The 19,904-nt window shown below is 64.5% G+C and carries 17 protein-coding genes; 8 read left to right on the top strand and 9 right to left on the bottom strand.

The genetic code is table 11. The features are described from left to right. Positions 1 to 10 precede the first annotated feature (10 nt). The 3 genes from AC1DGP_RS04820 (at position 11) to AC1DGP_RS04830 (ending at position 3,080) form a co-directional block, all read left to right on the top strand. The gene (locus AC1DGP_RS04820; protein WP_476831785.1) at positions 11 to 760 is read left to right on the top strand and encodes an ABC transporter ATP-binding protein; all 750 of its coding nucleotides are present in this window, start codon (positions 11 to 13) and stop codon (positions 758 to 760) included. Next, positions 757 to 1,989: an ABC transporter permease gene (locus tag AC1DGP_RS04825; RefSeq protein ID WP_476831786.1), complete on the top strand. Its 1,233-nt coding sequence runs from the start codon at positions 757 to 759 to the stop codon at positions 1,987 to 1,989. Before AC1DGP_RS04820 ends, AC1DGP_RS04825 begins: the two co-directional genes overlap by 4 nt. 119 nt (positions 1,990 to 2,108) lie before the next feature. Further along, complete coding sequence (locus AC1DGP_RS04830) at positions 2,109 to 3,080, top strand: diguanylate cyclase domain-containing protein (RefSeq protein ID WP_476831787.1); 972 nt, start codon at positions 2,109 to 2,111, stop codon at positions 3,078 to 3,080. Between the two features lie 6 nt (positions 3,081 to 3,086). Here AC1DGP_RS04830 and AC1DGP_RS04835 read toward each other — a convergent pair whose 3' ends face one another. Next, the gene (locus tag AC1DGP_RS04835; RefSeq protein WP_476770360.1) at positions 3,087 to 3,452 is read right to left on the bottom strand and encodes a winged helix-turn-helix transcriptional regulator; all 366 of its coding nucleotides are present in this window, start codon (positions 3,450 to 3,452) and stop codon (positions 3,087 to 3,089) included. Positions 3,453 to 3,574: 122 nt separating this feature from the next. On the opposite strand from AC1DGP_RS04835, the gene gstA reads away from it, so the two are divergent. Together gstA and AC1DGP_RS04845 are read left to right on the top strand one after the other, a co-directional pair. After that, positions 3,575 to 4,183, top strand: coding sequence for a glutathione transferase GstA (gstA, locus tag AC1DGP_RS04840; protein ID WP_069879800.1), 609 nt, complete (start codon positions 3,575 to 3,577; stop codon positions 4,181 to 4,183). 14 nt (positions 4,184 to 4,197) lie between these two features. Continuing rightward, positions 4,198 to 4,581, top strand: coding sequence for a nuclear transport factor 2 family protein (locus AC1DGP_RS04845; RefSeq protein ID WP_441489332.1), 384 nt, complete (start codon positions 4,198 to 4,200; stop codon positions 4,579 to 4,581). A 119-nt stretch (positions 4,582 to 4,700) separates the two neighbouring features. Here AC1DGP_RS04845 and AC1DGP_RS04850 read toward each other — a convergent pair whose 3' ends face one another. From AC1DGP_RS04850 to AC1DGP_RS04870, 5 genes are all read right to left on the bottom strand, one after another. After that, positions 4,701 to 5,123, bottom strand: a complete 423-nt coding sequence (locus AC1DGP_RS04850; protein WP_476770361.1) for an N-acetyltransferase family protein — start codon at positions 5,121 to 5,123, stop codon at positions 4,701 to 4,703. After that, entirely contained in the window at positions 5,123 to 8,878 is a 3,756-nt protein-coding gene (gene metH / locus AC1DGP_RS04855) for a methionine synthase (RefSeq protein ID WP_476831861.1), read from the bottom strand. Before metH ends, AC1DGP_RS04850 begins: the two co-directional genes overlap by 1 nt. Positions 8,879 to 9,007: 129 nt before the next feature. Next, complete coding sequence (gene metF / locus AC1DGP_RS04860) at positions 9,008 to 9,919, bottom strand: methylenetetrahydrofolate reductase [NAD(P)H] (protein ID WP_476770607.1); 912 nt, start codon at positions 9,917 to 9,919, stop codon at positions 9,008 to 9,010. Further along, positions 9,919 to 10,935 (bottom strand): ArsR/SmtB family transcription factor, encoded by a 1,017-nt coding sequence (locus tag AC1DGP_RS04865; protein WP_476770606.1) that lies wholly within the window; start codon positions 10,933 to 10,935, stop codon positions 9,919 to 9,921. Before AC1DGP_RS04865 ends, metF begins: the two co-directional genes overlap by 1 nt. 124 nt (positions 10,936 to 11,059) lie before the next feature. Beyond that, entirely contained in the window at positions 11,060 to 12,409 is a 1,350-nt protein-coding gene (locus AC1DGP_RS04870) for an aminotransferase-like domain-containing protein (RefSeq protein WP_476831862.1), read from the bottom strand. A 159-nt stretch (positions 12,410 to 12,568) separates the two neighbouring features. On the opposite strand from AC1DGP_RS04870, the gene AC1DGP_RS04875 reads away from it, so the two are divergent. Continuing rightward, positions 12,569 to 13,432, top strand: coding sequence for a DMT family transporter (locus AC1DGP_RS04875; protein ID WP_441489336.1), 864 nt, complete (start codon positions 12,569 to 12,571; stop codon positions 13,430 to 13,432). A 146-nt stretch (positions 13,433 to 13,578) separates the two neighbouring features. Here the strand turns inward: AC1DGP_RS04875 and AC1DGP_RS04880 are convergent, their stop codons facing one another. Together AC1DGP_RS04880 and AC1DGP_RS04885 are read right to left on the bottom strand one after the other, a co-directional pair. Further along, positions 13,579 to 13,782, bottom strand: a complete 204-nt coding sequence (locus tag AC1DGP_RS04880) for a cold-shock protein (protein ID WP_043233603.1) — start codon at positions 13,780 to 13,782, stop codon at positions 13,579 to 13,581. 130 nt (positions 13,783 to 13,912) lie between these two features. Further along, a complete protein-coding gene (locus AC1DGP_RS04885) occupies positions 13,913 to 16,111 on the bottom strand; it encodes a glycoside hydrolase family 3 N-terminal domain-containing protein (protein ID WP_476831788.1) in 2,199 nt (732 codons plus the stop codon). A 122-nt stretch (positions 16,112 to 16,233) separates the two neighbouring features. Between AC1DGP_RS04885 and AC1DGP_RS04890 the strand changes: the two genes are divergently transcribed. Together AC1DGP_RS04890 and AC1DGP_RS04895 are read left to right on the top strand one after the other, a co-directional pair. Beyond that, positions 16,234 to 16,860 carry a YitT family protein gene (locus AC1DGP_RS04890; protein ID WP_476768416.1) on the top strand — a complete coding sequence of 209 codons (627 nt, stop codon included), beginning with the start codon at positions 16,234 to 16,236 and terminating at the stop codon, positions 16,858 to 16,860. A 69-nt stretch (positions 16,861 to 16,929) separates the two neighbouring features. Next, positions 16,930 to 18,075, top strand: coding sequence for an alpha-hydroxy acid oxidase (locus tag AC1DGP_RS04895; protein WP_441489339.1), 1,146 nt, complete (start codon positions 16,930 to 16,932; stop codon positions 18,073 to 18,075). Between the two features lie 84 nt (positions 18,076 to 18,159). Here AC1DGP_RS04895 and ettA read toward each other — a convergent pair whose 3' ends face one another. Then, the gene (gene ettA, locus AC1DGP_RS04900) at positions 18,160 to 19,812 is read right to left on the bottom strand and encodes an energy-dependent translational throttle protein EttA (RefSeq protein ID WP_441505315.1); all 1,653 of its coding nucleotides are present in this window, start codon (positions 19,810 to 19,812) and stop codon (positions 18,160 to 18,162) included. Between the last annotated feature and the right edge of the window lie 92 nt (positions 19,813 to 19,904).

Genomic DNA, 19,904 nt, shown 5'->3' on the forward strand with positions numbered 1-19,904 from the left:
AGGCAGCCTCATGGCCCTGATCGAAGTGCATGAACTCAGCCGGATCTATAGCCTCGATTCCGGCAGCGTGATCGCGCTCGACCGGGTGTCGCTTGAGATCGAGGCCGGCGATCTGGTCGCAGTGATGGGCCCCTCCGGCTCGGGAAAATCCACGTTCATGAACCTGATCGGCTGCCTGGACCGGCCGACCGGCGGCCATTACCGGCTCGATGGGGTCGCAGTCGAAACCTTGTCGAGCGATGGTCTGGCCGAGCTGCGCAACCGCAAGCTCGGCTTCGTCTTCCAGCAGTTCAACCTGCTGCCTCGGGTCGACGCCTGTGCCAATGTCGAACTCCCCATGGTCTATGCCGGTCGCGACCGCAAGATACGCCGCGAGAAGGCACTTGCCGCGCTTGGACGCGTCGGGCTGGCGGAGCGTGCTCATCACCGGCCGATGCAGCTGTCCGGCGGCCAGCAGCAGCGTGTCGCCATCGCTCGCGCCCTGGTGAACGAACCGCGTCTTCTGCTCGCCGACGAGCCGACCGGCGCACTCGACAGCCGGACCGCGCTTGAAATCCTGGCGCTGTTCCAGGACCTGAACCACGAAGGCGTGACCGTCGTCATCGTCACCCACGACGCCGAGGTCGCGCGCCATGCGCGGCGCGTCATTCGCTTCCGTGACGGGCACATCCTTTCCGATCAGCGACAGGAGCCCGCCGACGCACGTGCCGCCCTGGCAGCACTCGACCAGGCGCCGCCGACAGCCGAGGTTGCGGCATGAGCCTTTGGGAAGCCATCCGCTCGGCTCTCTCCGCCATCGGCGCCAACGCGCTGCGCTCGGCCCTGACGATGCTCGGCATCATCATTGGCGTAGCCGCCGTCATCGCCATGGTCGCGATCGGCTCCGGCGCGCGCGAACGCGTCACCGGGCAGATCAAGTCGCTCGGCGCGAATCTCGCCATCATCCAGTCCGGCAACGTCACGCAAGGGGGTGTCAGGCTGGGCGCGGGGGCCTCTTCGACTCTGACAGACGAGGATGCCCGCGCCGTCCTTGCCGAGGTCGAGAACGTTACTGCTGCAGCGCCCGTCATCGTCACGCGTGCCCAGGCCGTCTACGCCGGCACCAACTGGTCGACACAGATCACGGCGACCGATCTCGATTTCTTCACCGCGCGCGAATGGAGCGTGACCGAGGGCCGGCTGTTCGAGCCGGAGGAGTTGCGGCGCGGTGAGATCGTCGCCGTCATCGGCCAGACCGTCGCCAAGAACCTCTTCGGCGAGCAGGATCCACTCGACCAGATGTTCCGCATCCGCAATGTGCCGTTCAAGGTCATCGGCGTGATGGCGCCCAAGGGCCAGTCGGCCCTCGGACAGGATCAGGACGACGTCATCTTTGTGCCGCTGGACACCGGTCGGCGCCGGATCATCGGCCGCAACTATGCCCGCGATCGTTCAGTCCAGACCATCATGGTGAAATTTGCCAGCGAAGACGCAATCGCTCCCGGCATCGCGGACACGACTGCTCTGCTACGCCAGCGCCACAGGCTTCCCGAAGATCAGGACGACGATTTCATCGTCCGCAACCTGACCGAGATCGCCAATACCGCGACGGCCGCCGCCACCACCCTCTCCTGGCTGCTCGCCGCCGTCGCCGCCGTTTCGCTGCTGGTGGGCGGCATCGGCATCATGAACATCATGCTGGTCTCGGTGACCGAGAGGACCCGCGAGATCGGCTTGCGGCTTGCCGTGGGTGCGCGTCAGCGCGACGTGCTCGCCCAGTTCCTGATCGAGGCCACGACGCTCGCGACCATCGGCGGCGCCGTCGGCATCGCACTTGGCGTCGGTGCGGCTCTCACCATCGCCCGCATCGCCAATTGGCCCTCGGTCATCTCGATCGAGACGATCCTGATCGCGGTCGGCGTCTCCGGGATGATCGGCGTCTTCTTCGGTTTCTATCCGGCGCGGCAGGCGGCGCGCCTCGACCCGATCGAAGCTCTGCGGCGGGAATAGCGCAAAAGCGAATCCCCGCAGCTGCAAGACCCCGTTAATCATCATCGCCTAGCGTCGATTGTATCGCAGCCGAACGCGCAAAGCTGGTTGCTTGGCGCGTAAGCCGAGACCTGAAACCCATGTCGCTGCAAGACGCCGAAGCCCGACGCCTCTACGATCAGGCCACATTATTGGCCGGTATCGGCGCCTGGGAATGCGAACTCGCCACCCAACAACTCAGCTGGACAGCCGGTGTCTACGATCTCTTCGGCCTGCCGCGTGGCTCGACCCTGCACCGCCCATCTACGGTCGAACTCTACACGAACGATTCCCGCACCGAGATGGAGCGCCTTCGCGCCACGATGGTCCGCACCGGCAAGGGCTTTGTCCTCGATGCCAGGATCACGACCGCCGGAGGGAGCAGCCGCTGGATGCGCCTGAGTGCCGATATCACGCACAAGCAGGGGCGCCCCTGGCGCATCTATGGGGCCAAGCAGGACATTACCGGCGAGAAGCAGATGTGGCAGGGCTTGCGTCAGCTCGCCTATAGCGACCCGCTCACCGGCCTCGCCAACCGCCGGGCGTTCGAGGCGCAGCTAGCCGAGCTGCGGCGCATTCCGGCTGACGGCTGCGCCGTGGGCGCACTCGCCCTCATCGATCTCGACATGTTCAAGCCGATTAATGACCATCTCGGCCACGCCGCCGGCGATGAATGTTTGCGGCAAGTGGCCCTGCGGTTGGAGGCCACGCTGAGCGACGCGTTGACGATCGCCCGCATCGGCGGGGACGAATTCGCGCTGCTGATCTGCTCGACCGCCGGCTCGTCCCATATCCTGCACCGGCTGAACCAGGCCCTCGCGGCGCTGGCGCGCCCCGTCACCTGGAACGGTCGGTTGATCGAGATCAGTGCCTCGATCGGTGCGACGATGCTGCTCCCGGGCCGACACCATGATCCTGACCGGAGCTTCGCCGAAGCCGATTCTGCGCTCTATGTCGCCAAAGCCTCAGGCCGCAATCGGTTGCATCTCTTCGGCGAGCCATTGCAGGGACAGCCCAGCGCGGATGCGATGCAGGGCGCGCTCGCGGATATGAGAGCGCTTCGCGCCGGCTGAAGCGTTTCAGGCGGCTTCAGCCGCCTGCCCCATGCGTTCCTTCAGACGCTGCCCGACCGCGACGATCGCCTCGATCGCCGGCATCAGCTCCAACCCGAGACCCGTCAGCCCATATTCGGCTGATGGTGGCGAGCTCGGCAGCACGCGCCGCTCGATGATGCCGCGGCTTTCGAGATCGCGCAGGCGCTCGCTCAACATCTTGGCCGAGATCAGGGGCATGTCATGGCGCAGCTCGCCGAAGCGACGGGGACCAGCGCTCAGATACCAGATCACATTCGGCGTCCAGGCCTTGCCCAGAACCTGCATGCAGGTGCCGACGGCGCAGGTCGGCGGCGGAATTTTCGCCCGATTCTTCCGTATCTTCAACGCCATGCGAGGCTGTCTCCGGTTACCGGAATGATACCGGAAAATGCGGTAACGACAAGTTACTGGGTATACAGAAGTTATCGCCCTGCCTACCCCTGTGGTCACCGGTCAACACGGAGACGCACACCATGAAGCTCTACTACGCCCCCGGCGCCTGCTCGCTCTCGCCCCACATCGCGCTGCGCGAAGCCGGCCTGCCATTCACCCTGGAGAAGGTCGACACCAAGACCAGAACGACCGAGACCGGCGCCGATTTCACAACGGTCAATCCGCGCGGCTACGTACCGGCGTTGCAGCTCGACAGCGGCGAGGTGCTGACCGAAGGCGCGGCGATCGTCCAGTATATCGCGGACCTTAAGCCCGAGGCGGAGCTCGCGCCAAAGGCCGGAACGCTGGCGCGCGCACGGCTGCAGGAGGAGCTCAATTTCATCGCTTCCGAGTTGCACAAGGCCTTCGGCCCGCTGTTCAGCACCACGATTGGCGACGATGCCAGGCGTGAAGCGAAGGAGAAGGTCGCCCGCCGCTTTGGCGACGTCGAGCAGAAGCTCTCGGACGGGCGTCCCTACCTTCTCGGCGAGACCTTCAGCGTCGCCGACGCCTATCTCTTCGTCGTCACGAACTGGGCGAACCATACCGGCGTTGCGCTCGATGCCTGGCCGAAACTCCAGGCCTTCATGCAGCGTCTGACCGGCCGCAACACCGTGCGCCAGGCGATGCAGGCCGAAGGCCTGATCTGAAGGAGACGCCTGCGATGGATGCCCGCTTTGCCGAAATCGTCGAGGTCCTGACGCGCTATTTCGATGGCCTCTATCACAGCGATGCCGGCAAGCTCGCCGGGGTCTTCCATCCGCAGGCGATCTATGCCTGCGCCAGCAATGGCAGTCTCATCCATCTGACCATGGACGCCTATCTGCCCATGGTCGCAAAGCGCCCCTCCCCGGCCAGCCGGGGCGAGGCGCGGCAGGACCGCATCCTTTCCATCGAATTTGCCGGGCCAGTGACCGCGCTCGCCCGCGTCGCATGCGCCATCGGGCCAAAATCCTTCACCGACCTGCTCAGCGTCGTCCGGCTCGACGGGCGTTGGCAGATCATCGCCAAGGTTTTTCACGTCGATCTGGCGGCGTCGTCTCCCTGACCATGCGGTCCGCGAGGTGGCGATCGGGGGCTAGCGATCGGCGGCGCTCCCGTCACCAAGTTCGGCCGCCTCGGGTTAAAGCGCCGACGCCACCACGTTAGCGCCGGAGCGAAGCAAGCCTAGACCGGTCCGAGCGGCTTGACGAAGACGGCCTGGCCGTCGAGCGCAAGGCCCATGTCGCGCCAGCCATGCTGGCGGTAGAAACGCGCAGCACGGGTCGTCGCGCCTGTCGTCAGGTATGCTTGCCGGTGCCCCTTCTCCGCAAGCCGCTCCAGCGCCGCATCCAGGAGTGCGCGACCATGGCCGTGCCCTTCGTGATCGGGAGCGATGAAGAGCGCCCAGATGAGAGCCGTCTGGTGGTTGGCGCAGGTGAAGCCGATAACCTCGCCGCCCTCCTCGCTGACGAGAAAGATGGCCTGCTCCATATACCAGGCGACCTCCTCATCGCTGACCTTGGAAGGGTCGCGGAGCACATTCTCCTTCACGGCCTGCCGGATCACGCCGATGCGCGGCAGATCGGCCGGGATAGCCGCCCGCAGCATCACTCGGCGGCCTCGAGCCGATAGGCGCTGGGCTCGTAGTTGAGGATCGGCGCAAGCCAGCGCTCGACCTCTTGTATCGCCATGCCCTTGCGCGCCGCGTAATCCTCGACCTGGTCGCGCTCAACCTTGGCGACACCGAAATAATAGGCGTCCGGGTGCGACAGATAGAGTCCTGAAACCGAGGAGCCCGGCCACATCGCAAAGCTCTCGGTCAGCTTCACGCCGACCCGCCGCTCGGCCTGCAGCAACTCGAACAGCGTTTCCTTCTCGGTGTGATCGGGCTGGGCCGGATACCCCGGCGCCGGCCGGATGCCGCGATATTCCTCGCGGATCAAATCTTCATTGGCGAGATTCTCGTCGGGGGCATAACCCCAGAACTGCGTGCGAACGAGCTGGTGCATGCGTTCGGCCATCGCCTCGGCGAAGCGGTCGGCCAGCGCCTTGACCATGATCGAGCGGTAATCGTCGTTGTCGCGGGCGAATTTCTCGGAGATGCGTTCCTCCTCCGCTCCCGCGGTCACCACAAAGGCGCCGATATAGTCAGGCCGCTCGATGCCATCGGGCGCGACGAAGTCCGAAATGCACATGTTGGGCTTGCCGTCGCGCTTCGAAAGCTGCTGACGCAAGCCGTGGAAGGTCGCCAGCGTGTCCTGGCGGCTCTCCCCGGTATAGAGCCGGATATCGTCCCCGACGGCGTTGGCAGGCCATAAGCCGATCACCGCCTTGGGATTGAACCAGCGCTCCTCGACGATGCGCTTCAGCATCGCCTTCGCATCGTCCCAGAGCGCGCGTGCCGCCTCGCCCTGCTTCTCGTCCTGCAAGATCGCAGGGAAGCGTCCCTTCATCTCCCAGGTCTGGAAGAACGGCGTCCAGTCGATCACCGGCACGAGATCGGCGATGTCATAGGTCCGGAACACGCGCGTGCCGAGGAAGCTCGGCTTTGGTGGGGTGTAGTTCGCCCAATCCGCCTTGAAGGCATTCGTCCGCGCCTTCACCAGCGGCAGGCGCTGCTTGTCGGCCTCGGAGCGGCGATGGGCGGCGGCGACCTTGGCGTACTCGCCCCTGACGCCCTCGATATAAGCCGGCTTTTGGTCCTGCGAGAGCAGGCTCGAGACGACGCCGACGGCGCGCGATGCGTCGGTGACATAGACCGTCTGCCCCTGGCTATAGGCCGGGTGGATCTTCACCGCCGTATGCACGCGGCTGGTCGTTGCGCCGCCGATCAGGAGCGGAATGTCGAAACCCTCGCGCTCCATCTCGGAGGCGACGGTGACCATCTCGTCGAGGGAAGGCGTGATCAGGCCCGAGAGGCCGATGATGTCGACCTTCTCCTTGCGCGCGACATCGAGGATCTTCTGCGTCGGCACCATCACGCCGAGGTCGATGACCTCGTAGTTATTGCACTGGAGCACGACGCCGACGATGTTCTTGCCGATGTCATGGACATCGCCCTTCACCGTCGCCATCAACACCTTGCCGGCGGCCGAACGCTCGGAACCACCGTTCAGGCGCTTCTCCTCCTCCATATAGGGCATGAGATAGGCCACCGCCTGCTTCATCACGCGGGCCGATTTCACCACCTGCGGCAGGAACATCTTGCCGGCGCCGAACAGGTCACCGACCACGTTCATGCCGGCCATCAGCGGCCCTTCGATGACATGGAGCGGCTTCTCGGCTGCGGCGCGGGCCTCCTCGACATCGGTGTCGATGAAGGCGGTGATGCCGTTGACCAGCGCGTATTCCAGCCGCTTTGCGACCGGGTTATCGCGCCAGGCCATGTCCTTGCCGGAAATCGAAACCGAACCGTCGCCCTTGAAGCGCGGGGCGGCATCGAGCAGTCGCTCGGTCGAATCCTTGCGACGGTTGAGGACGACATCCTCGCAGAGCTCGCGCAGTTCGGGATCAAGGTCGTCATAGGAGCCGAGCTGGCCCGCATTGACGATGCCCATGTCCATGCCGGCCTTGATGCAATGGTACAGGAACACCGAATGCATCGCTTCGCGGACCTTCTCGTTGCCGCGGAACGAGAAGGACAGGTTCGAGACGCCGCCCGAGATATGGGCATGCGGCAGGGTCTCGCGGATCGCCCTGGTCGCCTCGATGAAGTCGTTGCCGTAGTTGTCGTGCTCCTCGATGCCGGTCGCGACGGCAAAGATGTTGGGATCGAAGATGATATCCTCGGGCGGGAAGCCGATCTGCTCGGTCAAGAGCTTGTAGGCCCGCGTACAGATCTCGATCTTGCGTTCGAAGGTGTCGGCCTGGCCGGTTTCGTCGAAGGCCATCACCACCACCGCCGCGCCGTAGTTGCGGCAGATACGGGCGTGATCGAGGAAAGCCTCCTCGCCTTCCTTCATCGAGATCGAATTGACGATCGGCTTGCCCTGGATCGTCTTCAGGCCGGCTTCGATGACGTGGAACTTCGACGAGTCGACCATGATCGGCACGCGGGAGATGTCCGGCTCCGAAGCGATCAGATTGCAGAACTCGGTCATGGCCTTCTCGGAATCGAGCAGGCCTTCGTCCATGTTGATGTCGATGACCTGCGCGCCATTGGCGACCTGGTCGCGTGCCACATCCAACGCTGCGGCGAAGTCGCCTTCCTTGACCAGCTTGCGGAAGCGGGCCGAGCCGGTGACGTTGGTGCGCTCGCCGACATTGACGAAAGGAATGGTCTCGTCGAGCGTGAAAGGCTCGAGCCCAGCCAGCCGCAGATAGCGCTTGATCTCCGGCACGGCGCGCGGCGGCTTGCCCGCGACGGCTTCCGCAATCGCGCGGATATGGCCGGGCGTGGTGCCGCAGCAGCCGCCGACGACATTGACGAGCCCGGCATCGGCGAACTCAGCGAGCATTCCGGCCGTCGCTTCGGGGCTTTCGTCATACATGCCGAATTCATTGGGCAGGCCGGCATTCGGATAGGCGCAGATCAGCGTATCGGCAACGCGCGACAGATCCTTGATATGCGCCCGCATCTCGCGCGCGCCGAGCGCACAGTTGAGACCAACCGTCAGCGGCGCGGCATGGCGGATCGCATTCCAGAACGCCTCCGTGGTCTGGCCCGAGAGCGTGCGCCCCGAAAGGTCGGTGATCGTGCCGGAGATCATCACCGGCAGGCGCAGGCCCTTCTCGCGATAGACCTCCTCGATCGCAACGATCGCAGCCTTGGCATTGAGCGTGTCGAAAATGGTCTCGACCAGTATCAGCTCGGAGCCGCCATCGATCAGGCCACGCACCTGTTCGGCATAGGATTCGCGCACCTGATCGAAGGTCACCGCGCGGAAACCCGGATTGTTCACATCCGGCGAGATCGAAAGCGTACGGTTCGTCGGCCCAATCGCGCCGGCAACGAAACGACGGCGCCCATCGACCTTCTGAGCGAGAGCGGCCGCTTCGCGCGCGAGCTTCGCCGAGGCGACGTTCAGCTCATAGGCGAGCGCCTCCATGCCGTAATCGGCCTGGGCGATCTGCGTCGACGAAAACGTGTTGGTTTCGACGATATCGGCACCCGCCTGGAAATAGGCGAGGTGGATTTCGCGAATGGCGTCCGGCTGGGTCAGGACCAGCAGGTCGTTATTGCCCTTGAGATCGTGGTTCCAGCCCTTGAAGCGCTCGCCGCGAAACTCTGCTTCCGAGAGCTTCAGGTTCTGGATCTGCGTCCCCATCGCACCGTCGAGCACGAGGATGCGCTCGGACGCGGACTGGCGAAGCGCGCGCTCGATCTCGATGCCATCGACCTGGCTGGGATTGTAGTCTGACATCGCGAACGCCTTCGTCATGAAACTCTGCTCGTATGGTCTTCCCGTCATTGCGAGGAGCAAAGCGACGGAGCAATCCAGAGGCCACTGAAGACAGGCTGGATCGCTTTGCTCCCAATGACGGCTGGCACGCTACTCCGCGGCCGCCTGCTGCGGCGCGGCCCTGTCGGGCTTCAAGCCGACAAGATGGCAGATCGCATAGACCAGGTCGGCCTTGTTCATCGTGTAGAAATGCAGGTCGGAGACGCCACGGTCGATCAGGTCGAGCACCTGCTCGGCGCAAACCGCAGCCGCCACGAGCCGGCGCGTCGCGGCGTCGTCTTCCAGGCCCTCGAACCGATCGGCCAGCCATTGCGGCACGCTCGCGCCCGTCTTGGTGGCGAAGCTCGCCGTCTGCTTGAAATTCAGGACGGGGACGATTCCGGGCAGGATCGGGATATCGATCCCCCGAGCCCTGACCTTGTCGAGATAGCGGAAATAGACGTCGTTATCGAAGAAGAACTGAGTGATCGCCCGGGTCGCACCGGCATCGACCTTCTTCTTCAGGGCATCGATATCGGCATCGAGCGAGGCCGCTTCCGGATGCTTTTCGGGATAGGCCGAGACTGTCACCTCGAAATCGGCGGCGCGCCGGATCCCGGCGACCAGATCAGAGGTCTGGTGATAGCCCTGCGGGTGCGGCTCGTAGACCGTTCCCAGTCCACCGGCCGGGTCACCGCGCAGCGCCACGATATGGCGCACGCCGGCCGCCCAATAGGAGCGGATCACGTCGTCGACCTCGGCGCAGGTGGCGGAAACGCAGGTCAGGTGCGCCGCCGGCTTCAGCCGGGTCTCGTCAACCATGCGCTTGACGGTGTTGTGGGTGCGTTCTCGCGTCGAACCGCCGGCACCATAGGTCACCGACACGAAGGTGGGTCCAAGCGGCTCGAGACGGTGCACGCTCTCCCAGAGTGTCGTCTCCATCTCCGCTGTCTTCGGAGGAAAGAACTCGAAAGAGACGCTGGGCCGGCGGGTGCCGTGCCGGCTGGGGCGAAACGCATTCATCAGGCCACCTCGAAACTGGAATTCTGACGCAGCGGGAAATCCCCCTGCACGCGCCGGTCACGTCCACGCCAGAGCATCACGGAGAGTTGGCCGGACGCCCCCTCGGCCGAGGTCACCTCTTCGGAGAGATCGCAGCTCAATCCTGCCTCCGCGAACCAGCCGGCGATCTGGGCCCGCGAGAAACCGAGCCGGCGATGCGCGTGCTCGGTTCGCAGGAACTCCATCTCGTGCGGCGCGAAATCGACCACGATCAGCCGGCCGCCGGGGGCGAGCATCGCGGCCGCCTCGCGCAGTGCGCGGCCGGGGTCATCGAGGAAATGCAGAACCTGATGGATGATCACCAGATCGAAGGCCCCGCGTGCGAAAGGCAAGGCGTGAATATCGCCCTGTCGCAGCTCAACCCGGGACAGCCCGGCCTTCTCGAGATTGGCGCGCGCCACGGCGAGCATGGCATGGCTGGCATCGACACCGATGGCACGGCCGAATTTTGGGGCGATCCGCTCCAGCATCCGGCCCGTCCCCGTGCCGAGGTCGAGCATCGCGCCGGAAGAGCCCTCCCCGGCAGCCGCCTCGACGGCCGCCTCGACAGCATCGTCGGGGACATGCAGCGACCGCAGCCGGTCCCAGTCCCGAGCCACGCTGGCGAAATAGGACTGCGCCGCCTCGGCGCGCGTGGAGCGAACGGCAGCGAGCCTCTCGCGGTCCGCGGCGAGTTCAGGATCCGCCCGATCGAGCCACGCAGCCAGGGAGGCCGCGAAGGCGCCGCCCGCTCCCGCTTCGTCGAGCCGGAAGAAGGCCCATGCCCCCTCACGATAGCGACGAACCAGCCCGGCCTCGGCCAGGAGCTTGAGATGGCGGGAAATGCGGGGCTGAGACTGCCCGAGAATATCTGTCAGATCCGAAACGGAGAGCTCGCCCTCCGCCAACAGAGCCAGGATGCGCAGCCGTGTCTCCTCGCCGGCCGCGCGCAGGCCCGCAAGCAAGGATGACGAGGACAGCGTCGTGGGTTGGCGCAAAGGATCAGCCTTCGAAATTCAGAAAAACATATAAAGATATCTTTATGTCAAAAGAGGAGAAAGAGCAAGCACCTTCCTCGCGCCAGCGAGATCCCGCCCCCCTGTCAGCCAATGTTGGCACCACTCAGCGCCGCATCGCCGCTTCAAGCGCTGTGTAGATGCGCGGGTCAGACGATTGCGAGACGTTGAAGCGCAGGAATCGTCCCGCCGTTAGCGACACGCTGAAGGCATTTCCGGGGGCCAGGACGATATTCTCCGCCAGCACGCGCTGCGCGATCTCGGCGGCATCCAGCCCGTCCGGCAGGCGACACCACAGGAACATGCCTGCACGCGGCTCGATCCACGGCTCGATTCCGATAGCCTTCAACCGCGCGCAAGTCTCCGTCATGGCGCGCCCCAACCGCCCACGCAGCCCGTCCATATGCTTGCGATAGGTACCATCCTTCAAGGCGCCCAGTAAAAACTCCGCCGAGACCCGACTGGCTCCGAAGGACGTGGCGATCTTGAGATCGGTCAGCCCCTCGATCCAGTCGCGTCGCGCCGCGATGAAGCCACATCGCAGCGAGGCCGACAGCGTCTTGGAGAAGCTGCCGATATGCACGACCCGATCGAGGCCATCGAAGGCGGCAAGCCGCGGCGCCGGTTCCAACTCGAAATCGGCAAAGATATCGTCCTCGATGATCGTCAACCCTGACTGCTCAGCCAATTTGAGCAGCCGATGCGCAATCACGGGAGACAGCACGGCTCCCGTTGGATTGTGCAACGCGGAATTAGTGACGTAGAGCCGTGGCCGATGCGCGGCGAGCACCTGTTCGAAGCGCACGATATCGGGGCCGTTCGGCGTATAGGGAACGCTGACGACCTTGGCTCGATGAGCCCGCAGCAGGGCCTGGAAGTTGAAGTAGCAGGGGTCGTCGACCACCACCGTATCACCCGGTTCGATCAGGAAGCGACAGATCAGATCGATGGCCTGGGTTCCGGACTCGGTCAGCACGATCTGGTCCGGCCCGGCCTCGATGCCATGCTCCGCCATGCGCCGGGCGAGTAGATGGCGCAACGGCAACAGCCCGAGCGGCGTGCCATAATCGGCCAACGTGGAGGCATCGGCGCGTGAGAGCGATCGCAGTGTTCTGCGCAGGCTTTCCTCCGGCAGCCATGATGCGGGAAGCCAGCCGCAGCCGGGCTTCAGGAAATCCTCGCCGGCCTCCAGCGATTGTCGCGAGACCCAGAGCGGATCGACTGCACGGTCGAGACGCGGCCCGATCTCCGCCAGCGACAGGGGTGGCAGATGCCCCGCGACATAGAAGCCCGAGCCGCGGCGCGAGCGGATCGCCCCCTCTGCGGCAAGCCGGTCATAGGCCTCGACCACCGTCGACTTCGAGACGCCCATCGTTTCGGCAAAGGCGCGGATCGAGGGCAGCCTGGCCCCCGGAGCCAGCACCCGCCTTGCCATGCGCTGGCGAACAGCCTGCATGACACGCCCGACAAGCGTGCCGTCATCGTCCAGGAGTGTCACGCAATCACCTAATTGTATTGCCTCTTGCAGCATGACAGTTTGCACCAACTGTCATGCACCGTCTCTGGCAAAGGATGCAGATCCCGGCGAATGCAGGCCGCGAACGGAGACTTCCTGATGGACAAGAGCATGAGCGGTTGGATCAACGGCTTTCTCGGCGTGCTGATCTTCAGCGCTTCGCTGCCAGCAACACGTGTTGCCGTGGTCGATCTCGACCCCGTTTTCCTGACCGCAGCACGCGCCGCAATCGCCGGCCTGCTGGGCCTGTGCCTGCTTCTCGCCTTCCGGCAAACGCGACCGCAACGGAGCGACCTTCTCCCGCTGATTGTGGTCGCGCTGAGTGTTGTCGTCGGCTTTCCGCTCCTGACGGCGCTGGCGCTGAAACATGTCAGCTCGGCTCACTCGATCGTCTTCATTGGCCTTCTGCCGCTGGCAACGGCGAGCTTCGGCGTCCTGCGCGGCGGCGAACGTCCCCGCCCGGTCTTCTGGCTGTTCTCCTGCCTGGGCAGCGCTCTTGTCGCCGGATTTGCGATGACCCAGGGCTTTGTCGCCTCCCCGGTCGGAGATCTGCTGATGCTCGCCGCGGTCATCATCTGCGGCCTCGGTTACGCCGAGGGAGCGCGACTGTCGCGAAAGCTCGGAGGCTGGCAGGTGATTTCCTGGGCGCTGGTGCTCTCCCTGCCGGTCATGGTCACGCTCAGCGCGTTGACCCTTCCGGCCTCGTTTGCCGATGTCGGCCGGCCGGCCTGGATCGGCCTGGCCTATGTCTCGGTGTTCAGCATGCTGGTGGGGTTCGTGTTCTGGTATCGCGGCCTGGCACAGGGCGGTATCGCCGCCGTCGGACAGCTGCAATTGCTGCAGCCCTTCTTCGGGCTGATGCTCGCCGCTCTGTTGCTGCATGAGGCCGTGAGCTGGCCGATGGTCGCCGTTAGCGCCGGCGTGGCACTTTGCGTGGCAGGCGCCAAGCACTTCGCACGGTAAGCGCACGCACGGCCATCCGTGCCATGCACCCCGGCACTTGCGAGATCTGGAGCCAGCCCCACATCCCGTCAGTGAATGGGCCGCGCGCGACCGCCCATCATAGCGGCCGTTTCAAGGGTCGCTATGAGCGCGCGAGGCCCGAGAGGTCAGAGCAGCTGGAGCGAGCCTGCCGCCGTTTTGCCGCGTTCGGTTTTCAGATCGAACGAGACTTTCTGTCCTTCCGTCAGAGTCATCAGGCCCGCTTCTTTCACGGCTGTGATGTGTACGAACACATCCTTGCCGCCATCTGAAGGCTGAATGAATCCGAAGCCCTTCTCAGTATTGAACCATTTCACGGTTCCGGTCGCCATAGCCGCATCCCCTGAAGCCAGCTTCTTGCGGATCTTCGGATGCATGCATCCGAATGCCCGACCAGAGGAGGATTGACCGAAAATGCAAAGATGTCGAGGCCAATCGTCAAGCAGGAGCGTCTGGCGATGACTATGGCTTAATCACCTCAAACTGTGTCTTCGCCTCCGCCAACGCGGAACCGCCAAGATAAACCTCGAACAGACCCGGCTCGACAACATAACGTCCGGTGTCGTCGTGGTATCCCAGCTTCTGGGCCTCCAGCTTGAAACTGACGGTCCTGGTCTCGCCCGCCTTGATAGCGAGCTTGTTGAAGCCCTTGAGTTCGCGGACCGGTCGGGACCGGGTCGCGACCGGCTGGCGGATATAAAGCTGCGTCACTTCCTGGCCGTCGCGCGAGCCGGAATTGGTCACATCGACCGAGATTTCTGCGATGCCATTGATCGCGATGCGCGAGCGGTCGACACGCGGATTGGCATAGGTGAAGCGAGAGTAGGAAAGACCGAAGCCGAAGGGATAAAGCGGCTCGTTCTTCTCATCCATATAGATCGACTCGTAGCGCTGCCGGATCTTCTGCGGCCGCCCCGTCGGGAGATGGTTGTAGTAGATCGGGATCTGCCCGACCGAGCGCGGATAGCTCATCGGCGTGCGGCCCGCCGGATTCGCCGCTCCAGTCAGGACCTCGGCGATCGCCGTGCGCCCCTCGGTGCCGCCGTGGAAGGTCTGCATGATCGCGGCGACATGGGCGTCGGCCCAGGTGAGGACCAGCGGGCGGCCAGTGGCCAGCACCAGCACGACGGGCTTGCCCGTCGCGACGAGTGCCTCGAGCAGCTCCTGCTGCACACCGGGCAGGCCGAGATTCGCGCGCGAGGCGCCCTCCCCGATGAACTCGCAATCCTCGCCGAGCATGGCGATGACGAGATCGCTCGCCGCAGCCGCGCGGAGCGCTGCCTCCTTGTCCGCGAATTCCGTGCCGCAGTTCTTTGTGAAAGCCGGCTCGTAGACGACCTCGACCCCGGCCTGGACGCGCTCCTTCAACGCGTCGGGCAAGGACTGGATGGCGCGCCGTCCGAGTCCGGCCGGATCGGTCCAGACCCGCTCGGCCTCCGGCACGGCCATGGCGCCGATCACCGCGAGCCGCTTGACGGAAGACGCAACAGGCAGGGTTTCGTTGGCGTTCTTGAGTAGGATGATGCCTTCGCGCGCGGCGCGCAGTGCGACCTCGCGCGCCTCCTGCGTCTGCATCAGAGCCGGGGCAGCGGCCGGGTCGACATCGGGCCGCTCGAACAGGCCCAGGTGGAATTTGACGCGCAACACGCGGCGCACCGCCTCGTCGAGCATCTTCACCGAGACCCGACCAGCCTTCACCTCGGCCGCCAGGTGCTTGTCATAGACGTCACCCATCATGTCCATGTCGATGCCGGCCAGCAGCGCCTTGCGCGCAGCCTCGGCATCGTCCTTGGCAATGCCATGCAGTCTGAGTTCGGTGATCGAGCCGAAATCCGAGACAACGAAACCCTTGAATCCCCAGTTCTGGCGCAGCAGCCCGGTCAGCAGCCCGCCATGCGCGGTGGTCGGGACGCCGTTCAGCGCATTGAACGCCGCCATAGCGGTCATCGAACCAGCCTCGAACGAGACCTTGAATGGCGGCAGGTAGAGATCAAAGAGCTGGCTGGTCGGGATCCAGGTCGAGTTGTAGTCACGCCCGGCTTCGCCCGCACCGTAACCGACGAAATGCTTGACGGTCGTCGCCACGCCGCCGCGCTGATAGCCATGCGTGCGCGCTGCAGCGACAATGGAGCCGAAATAGGCGTCTTCCCCCGCCCCCTCGAGGACGCGGCCCCAACGCGGATCACGCGAGATGTCGACCATCGGCGCGAAGGTCCATTGGATGCCGGCGGCGCGCGCTTCACGCCCCGTCCAATAGGCCGCCTCCTCGATCAGCTCCGGGTTCCAGGTCGAAGCCTGACCAAGCGGAAGCGGAAAATAGGTCGAGAAGCCGTGGACGGCATCGAGACCGATGATCAGCGGGATCTTCAGCCGGGACTCGCGCGCTGCTTTCTGGACATCCGCAACCTCCTGCGGCACGACGAAGTTCATCACCCCGCCCATCCGGCCTTCGCGGATGCGTGCGGCGTTGAACCCCTCGCCACGACCCGAGAGATGCAGCTGACCGACCTTCTCGTCGAGCGTCATCGTCTTGAGCAACGCCTCGATGCGCGTCTCGATGAGCTTCGCCTCGCGCCCGGTTTTCCAGGCAACGGTGTCCTGTGCCGGCGCGGCATGGGCAAGGAGCGTCAGGCAGAGCGCAGCGGCGAGCCGCAGAATCATGAGGAAATCTCGCAGGGTGGCGGTAGGGATGATCCGGCCCTACAGGATCAACCGGCGTGGCTCAACCGTTGCATCGTCGCGCCCGACGACCAAAGCCCCTTCACCCCAGCCGGATATCCATCATGAGCGACGCGGCGACCTCAGCCCCACCGACCGAGCGCCATCGTTTCTACGAAGACGTCTTCGCCATGCTGCTCGGCACATTGCTCGTCAGCATCGGCATCAGCCTCTACAGCAAGGCGACCCTGCTCACGAGCGGGGCGGCAGGGCTGGCATTGCTGTTCCAGCTTGCCACCGGGATCAATTTCGGCCTGCTCTTCTTCGCCATCAACCTCCCATTCTATTGGCTCGCGGTCCGTCGCATGGGCTGGCGCTTCGCGTTACGGACCTTCATCGCGGTCGGGCTCGTCTCGCTCTTCACCTGGTTCACGCCCGGCTGGATGGCGATCGCAACCGTGGACCCGGTTTATGCCGCGGTCGCCGGCGGCAGCCTGATCGGTCTTGGTGTCCTTGCGCTGTTTCGCCATCGCACCGGGCTGGGTGGCGTCAACATTCTCGCACTCTACCTGCAGGAGAAGCACGATATCCGCGCCGGCTGGTTTCAGCTTGGCATCGATGCGCTGATCCTCATCTGTGCACTCTTCATGCTGCCGCTGGAGAAAGTGCTGATTTCGCTGCTGGGAGCTGCCGTGCTCAACCTGATCCTGGCAGTCAATCATAAGCCCGGCCGGTATAGCGGGGTCACGTAGCGGGCGGTTGCCTGCGGCAGGGTTCCATGCGACCGAGCGGTCAGGAGCGAAAATGCGGAGCCAGCCGACATGTCCCAGCCCTTGACCATCGAAGACCTGCGCATCCTGGCCCAGCGCCGGGTGCCGCGCATGTTCTACGACTACGCCGATTCCGGCGCCTGGACCGAGGGCACCTATCGCGCCAACGAGGCCGACTTCGCCGCCATCAAGCTGCGCCAGCGCGTCGCCGTCAACATGACCAACCGCACGCTGGCGACCACGCTGGCCGGCCAGGCCGCCACGATGCCGGTTGCACTCGCCCCGACCGGCCTCACCGGAATGCAGCACGCCGACGGCGAAATCCTCGCCGCCCGCGCTGCAGCCAAGGCCGGCGTCCCCTTCACGCTCTCGACCATGAGCATCTGCTCGATCGAGGATGTCGCCGAGAACACCGACGCACCGTTCTGGTTCCAGCTCTACGTGATGAAGGACCGCGACTTCATCATTCGCCTGATCGATCGTGCCAAGGCGGCGCAGTGCTCGGCCCTGGTCCTGACGCTCGACCTCCAGATCCTCGGCCAGCGCCACAAGGATATCCGCAACGGGCTCTCCGCCCCGCCGAAGCCGACGATCGCCAATCTGATCAACCTCGCGACCAAGCCGCGCTGGTGCCTTGGCATGCTCGGCACCAAGCGCCGCAGCTTTGGAAACATCGTCGGCCACGCCAAGGGCGTCGGCGATCTCTCATCGCTCTCCTCCTGGACGGCCGAACAGTTCGATCCGGCGCTAAGCTGGGACGATGTGAAGTGGATCAAGGATCGCTGGGGCGGCAAACTGATCCTGAAGGGTATTCTCGATCCAGAGGATGCCGAGCTCGCTGCCAGAAGCGGTGCCGACGCTTTGATCGTCTCGAACCATGGCGGCCGCCAGCTCGACGGCGCCGTCTCTTCGATCGCGGCGCTGCCGGGCATCGTCGAGCAGGTCGGCGGCCGCATGGAAGTCCTGATGGATGGCGGCATCCGCTCCGGACAGGATGTGATCAAGGCGGTGGCGCTCGGCGCCCGCGGCGTGATGATCGGCCGCGCCTTCCTTTACGGCCTCGGTGCCATGGGCGAGGAAGGCGTGACCCGCTGCCTCGACATCATCCGCAAGGAGCTCGACGTCACCATGGCGCTCTGCGGCCTGCGCGACATCCAGCAGGTCGACGGGAACATCCTGGTGAAAGGCAAGGCCTGAGCCTCGTCCAGATCGGCAGCCCCAATGGAAAGGCCCGCGCCCCCTTTTAGGAGCGCGGGCCTTTTGTCTTCGAGGTGCAGAAGATCAGCGCGAGAACTTCTTGTACTGAATCCGCTTCGGGATCGTGGAATCGATCCCCAGCCGGCGCTTCTTGTCTTCCTCGTAATCGGCAAAGTTGCCCTCGAACCACTCGACATGGCTGTCGCCCTCGAAGGCGAGGATATGGGTCGCGATACGGTCGAGGAACCAGCGATCGTGGCTGATGATCACGGCGCAGCCGGCGTAATCCTCCAGCGCCTCTTCGAGCGCGCGCAGCGTGTCGACGTCGAGATCGTTGGTCGGCTCGTCGAGCAGCAGGACGTTCGCGCCCGATTTCAGCATCTTGGCAAGATGGACGCGGTTGCGCTCACCGCCCGAGAGCGATCCGACCTTCTTCTGCTGGTCGCCGCCCTTGAAGTTGAAAGTCGAGCAATAGGCGCGCGAATTCACCTCACGCTTGCCGAGATAGAGGATGTCGTTGCCGCCTGAGATTTCCTCCCAGACGTTCTTCTTGTCGTCGAGCGAGTCGCGGCTCTGGTCGACATAGCCGAGCTTGACGCTCTCGCCGATGGTGATCGAACCGGAATCCGGCTTCTCCTGCCCGGTGATCATCCGGAACAGCGTGGTCTTGCCGGCGCCGTTCGGTCCGATGATGCCGACGATGCCGCCCGGCGGCAGCTTGAAGGACAACCCGTCGATCAGCAGCTTGTCCTGGAAGCCCTTCGACAGATTGTCGAAATCGACGACATTGTTGCCGAGGCGCTCGGCGATCGGGATGACGATCTGCGCGGTATCCGGCCCCTTGTTCGAGGCCTTCTGCACCAGTTCGTCATAGCGCTGGATGCGGGCCTTGCTCTTGGCCTGGCGCGCCTTAGGCGAAGCCGAAATCCATTCCTGCTCGCGTTCCAGCGTCTTCTGACGCGAGACGTCCTCCCGGCCCTCCTGGGCGAGGCGCTTCTGCTTCTGCACCGACCAGGCGGAGTAGTTCCCCTCGTAGGGAATGCCCTGGCCGCGATCGAGCTCGAGAATCCAGCTGGTGACATTGTCGAGGAAGTAGCGATCGTGGGTGACGATCAGGATCGCGCCCGGATAGGTCCGCAAATGGCCTTCGAGCCAGGCGGTGGTTTCGGCGTCGAGATGGTTGGTCGGTTCGTCGAGCAGCAGCAGTTCCGGCTGCTCGAGCAGCAGCTTGCAGAGCGCGACACGGCGGCGTTCGCCGCCCGAGAGCTTCGAGACCTGCCAGTCGTCGGGCGGGCAGCGCAACGCGTCCATCGCCTGGTCGACCTTGGAATCGAGATCCCACAGGCCCTTGGCCTCGATCTCGTCCTGGAGCTTGGTCATCTCGTCCGCGGTCTCGTCCGAATAGTTCATCGCGAGCTCGTTGTAGCGGTCGAGGATCGCCTTCTGCGGCGCGACGCCGAGCATCACGTTGTCGCGCACATTCAGGCTCTCATCGAGCTTGGGCTCCTGCGGCAGGTAGCCGACCCGGGCGCCCTCGGCCACCCAGGCCTCGCCGGTCCATTCCTTGTCATAGCCTGCCATGATCTTGAGCAGGGTCGACTTGCCGGCGCCGTTGACGCCGAGCACACCGATCTTGGCGTCCGGGTAGAACGACAGATGGATGTCCTTCAGCACCTGCTTGCCGCCCGGATAGGTCTTCGACAGGCCGCGCATATGGTAGATGAACTGACGGGACATGGATGTGCGGCTCCGCTTCGGACTGATCGCGCCGGGGCTTTCGGGAAGAGTGCCGCGTATGTAGCGAGGCTGGCCGCTTGCTGCAACCGCCC

The sequence above is a fragment of the Allobosea sp. 05T433 genome, from assembly GCF_056396065.1.

Bases quoted from the DNA above. Each gene is read 5' to 3' on its own strand.
- AC1DGP_RS04820 (WP_476831785.1), top strand. From the start codon at position 11: ATGGCCCTGATCGAAGTGCATGAACTCAGCCGGATCTATAGCCTCGAT.
- AC1DGP_RS04825 (WP_476831786.1), top strand. From the start codon at position 757: ATGAGCCTTTGGGAAGCCATCCGCTCGGCTCTCTCCGCCATCGGCGCC.
- AC1DGP_RS04830 (WP_476831787.1), top strand. From the start codon at position 2,109: ATGTCGCTGCAAGACGCCGAAGCCCGACGCCTCTACGATCAGGCCACA.
- AC1DGP_RS04835 (WP_476770360.1), bottom strand. From the start codon at position 3,452: ATGGCGTTGAAGATACGGAAGAATCGGGCGAAAATTCCGCCGCCGACC.
- gstA (WP_069879800.1), top strand. From the start codon at position 3,575: ATGAAGCTCTACTACGCCCCCGGCGCCTGCTCGCTCTCGCCCCACATC.
- AC1DGP_RS04845 (WP_441489332.1), top strand. From the start codon at position 4,198: ATGGATGCCCGCTTTGCCGAAATCGTCGAGGTCCTGACGCGCTATTTC.
- AC1DGP_RS04850 (WP_476770361.1), bottom strand. From the start codon at position 5,123: ATGCTGCGGGCGGCTATCCCGGCCGATCTGCCGCGCATCGGCGTGATC.
- metH (WP_476831861.1), bottom strand. From the start codon at position 8,878: ATGTCAGACTACAATCCCAGCCAGGTCGATGGCATCGAGATCGAGCGC.
- metF (WP_476770607.1), bottom strand. From the start codon at position 9,919: ATGAATGCGTTTCGCCCCAGCCGGCACGGCACCCGCCGGCCCAGCGTC.
- AC1DGP_RS04870 (WP_476831862.1), bottom strand. From the start codon at position 12,409: ATGCAGGCTGTTCGCCAGCGCATGGCAAGGCGGGTGCTGGCTCCGGGG.
- AC1DGP_RS04875 (WP_441489336.1), top strand. From the start codon at position 12,569: ATGGACAAGAGCATGAGCGGTTGGATCAACGGCTTTCTCGGCGTGCTG.
- AC1DGP_RS04880 (WP_043233603.1), bottom strand. From the start codon at position 13,782: ATGGCGACCGGAACCGTGAAATGGTTCAATACTGAGAAGGGCTTCGGA.
- AC1DGP_RS04885 (WP_476831788.1), bottom strand. From the start codon at position 16,111: ATGATTCTGCGGCTCGCCGCTGCGCTCTGCCTGACGCTCCTTGCCCAT.
- AC1DGP_RS04890 (WP_476768416.1), top strand. From the start codon at position 16,234: ATGAGCGACGCGGCGACCTCAGCCCCACCGACCGAGCGCCATCGTTTC.
- AC1DGP_RS04895 (WP_441489339.1), top strand. From the start codon at position 16,930: ATGTCCCAGCCCTTGACCATCGAAGACCTGCGCATCCTGGCCCAGCGC.
- ettA (WP_441505315.1), bottom strand. From the start codon at position 19,812: ATGTCCCGTCAGTTCATCTACCATATGCGCGGCCTGTCGAAGACCTAT.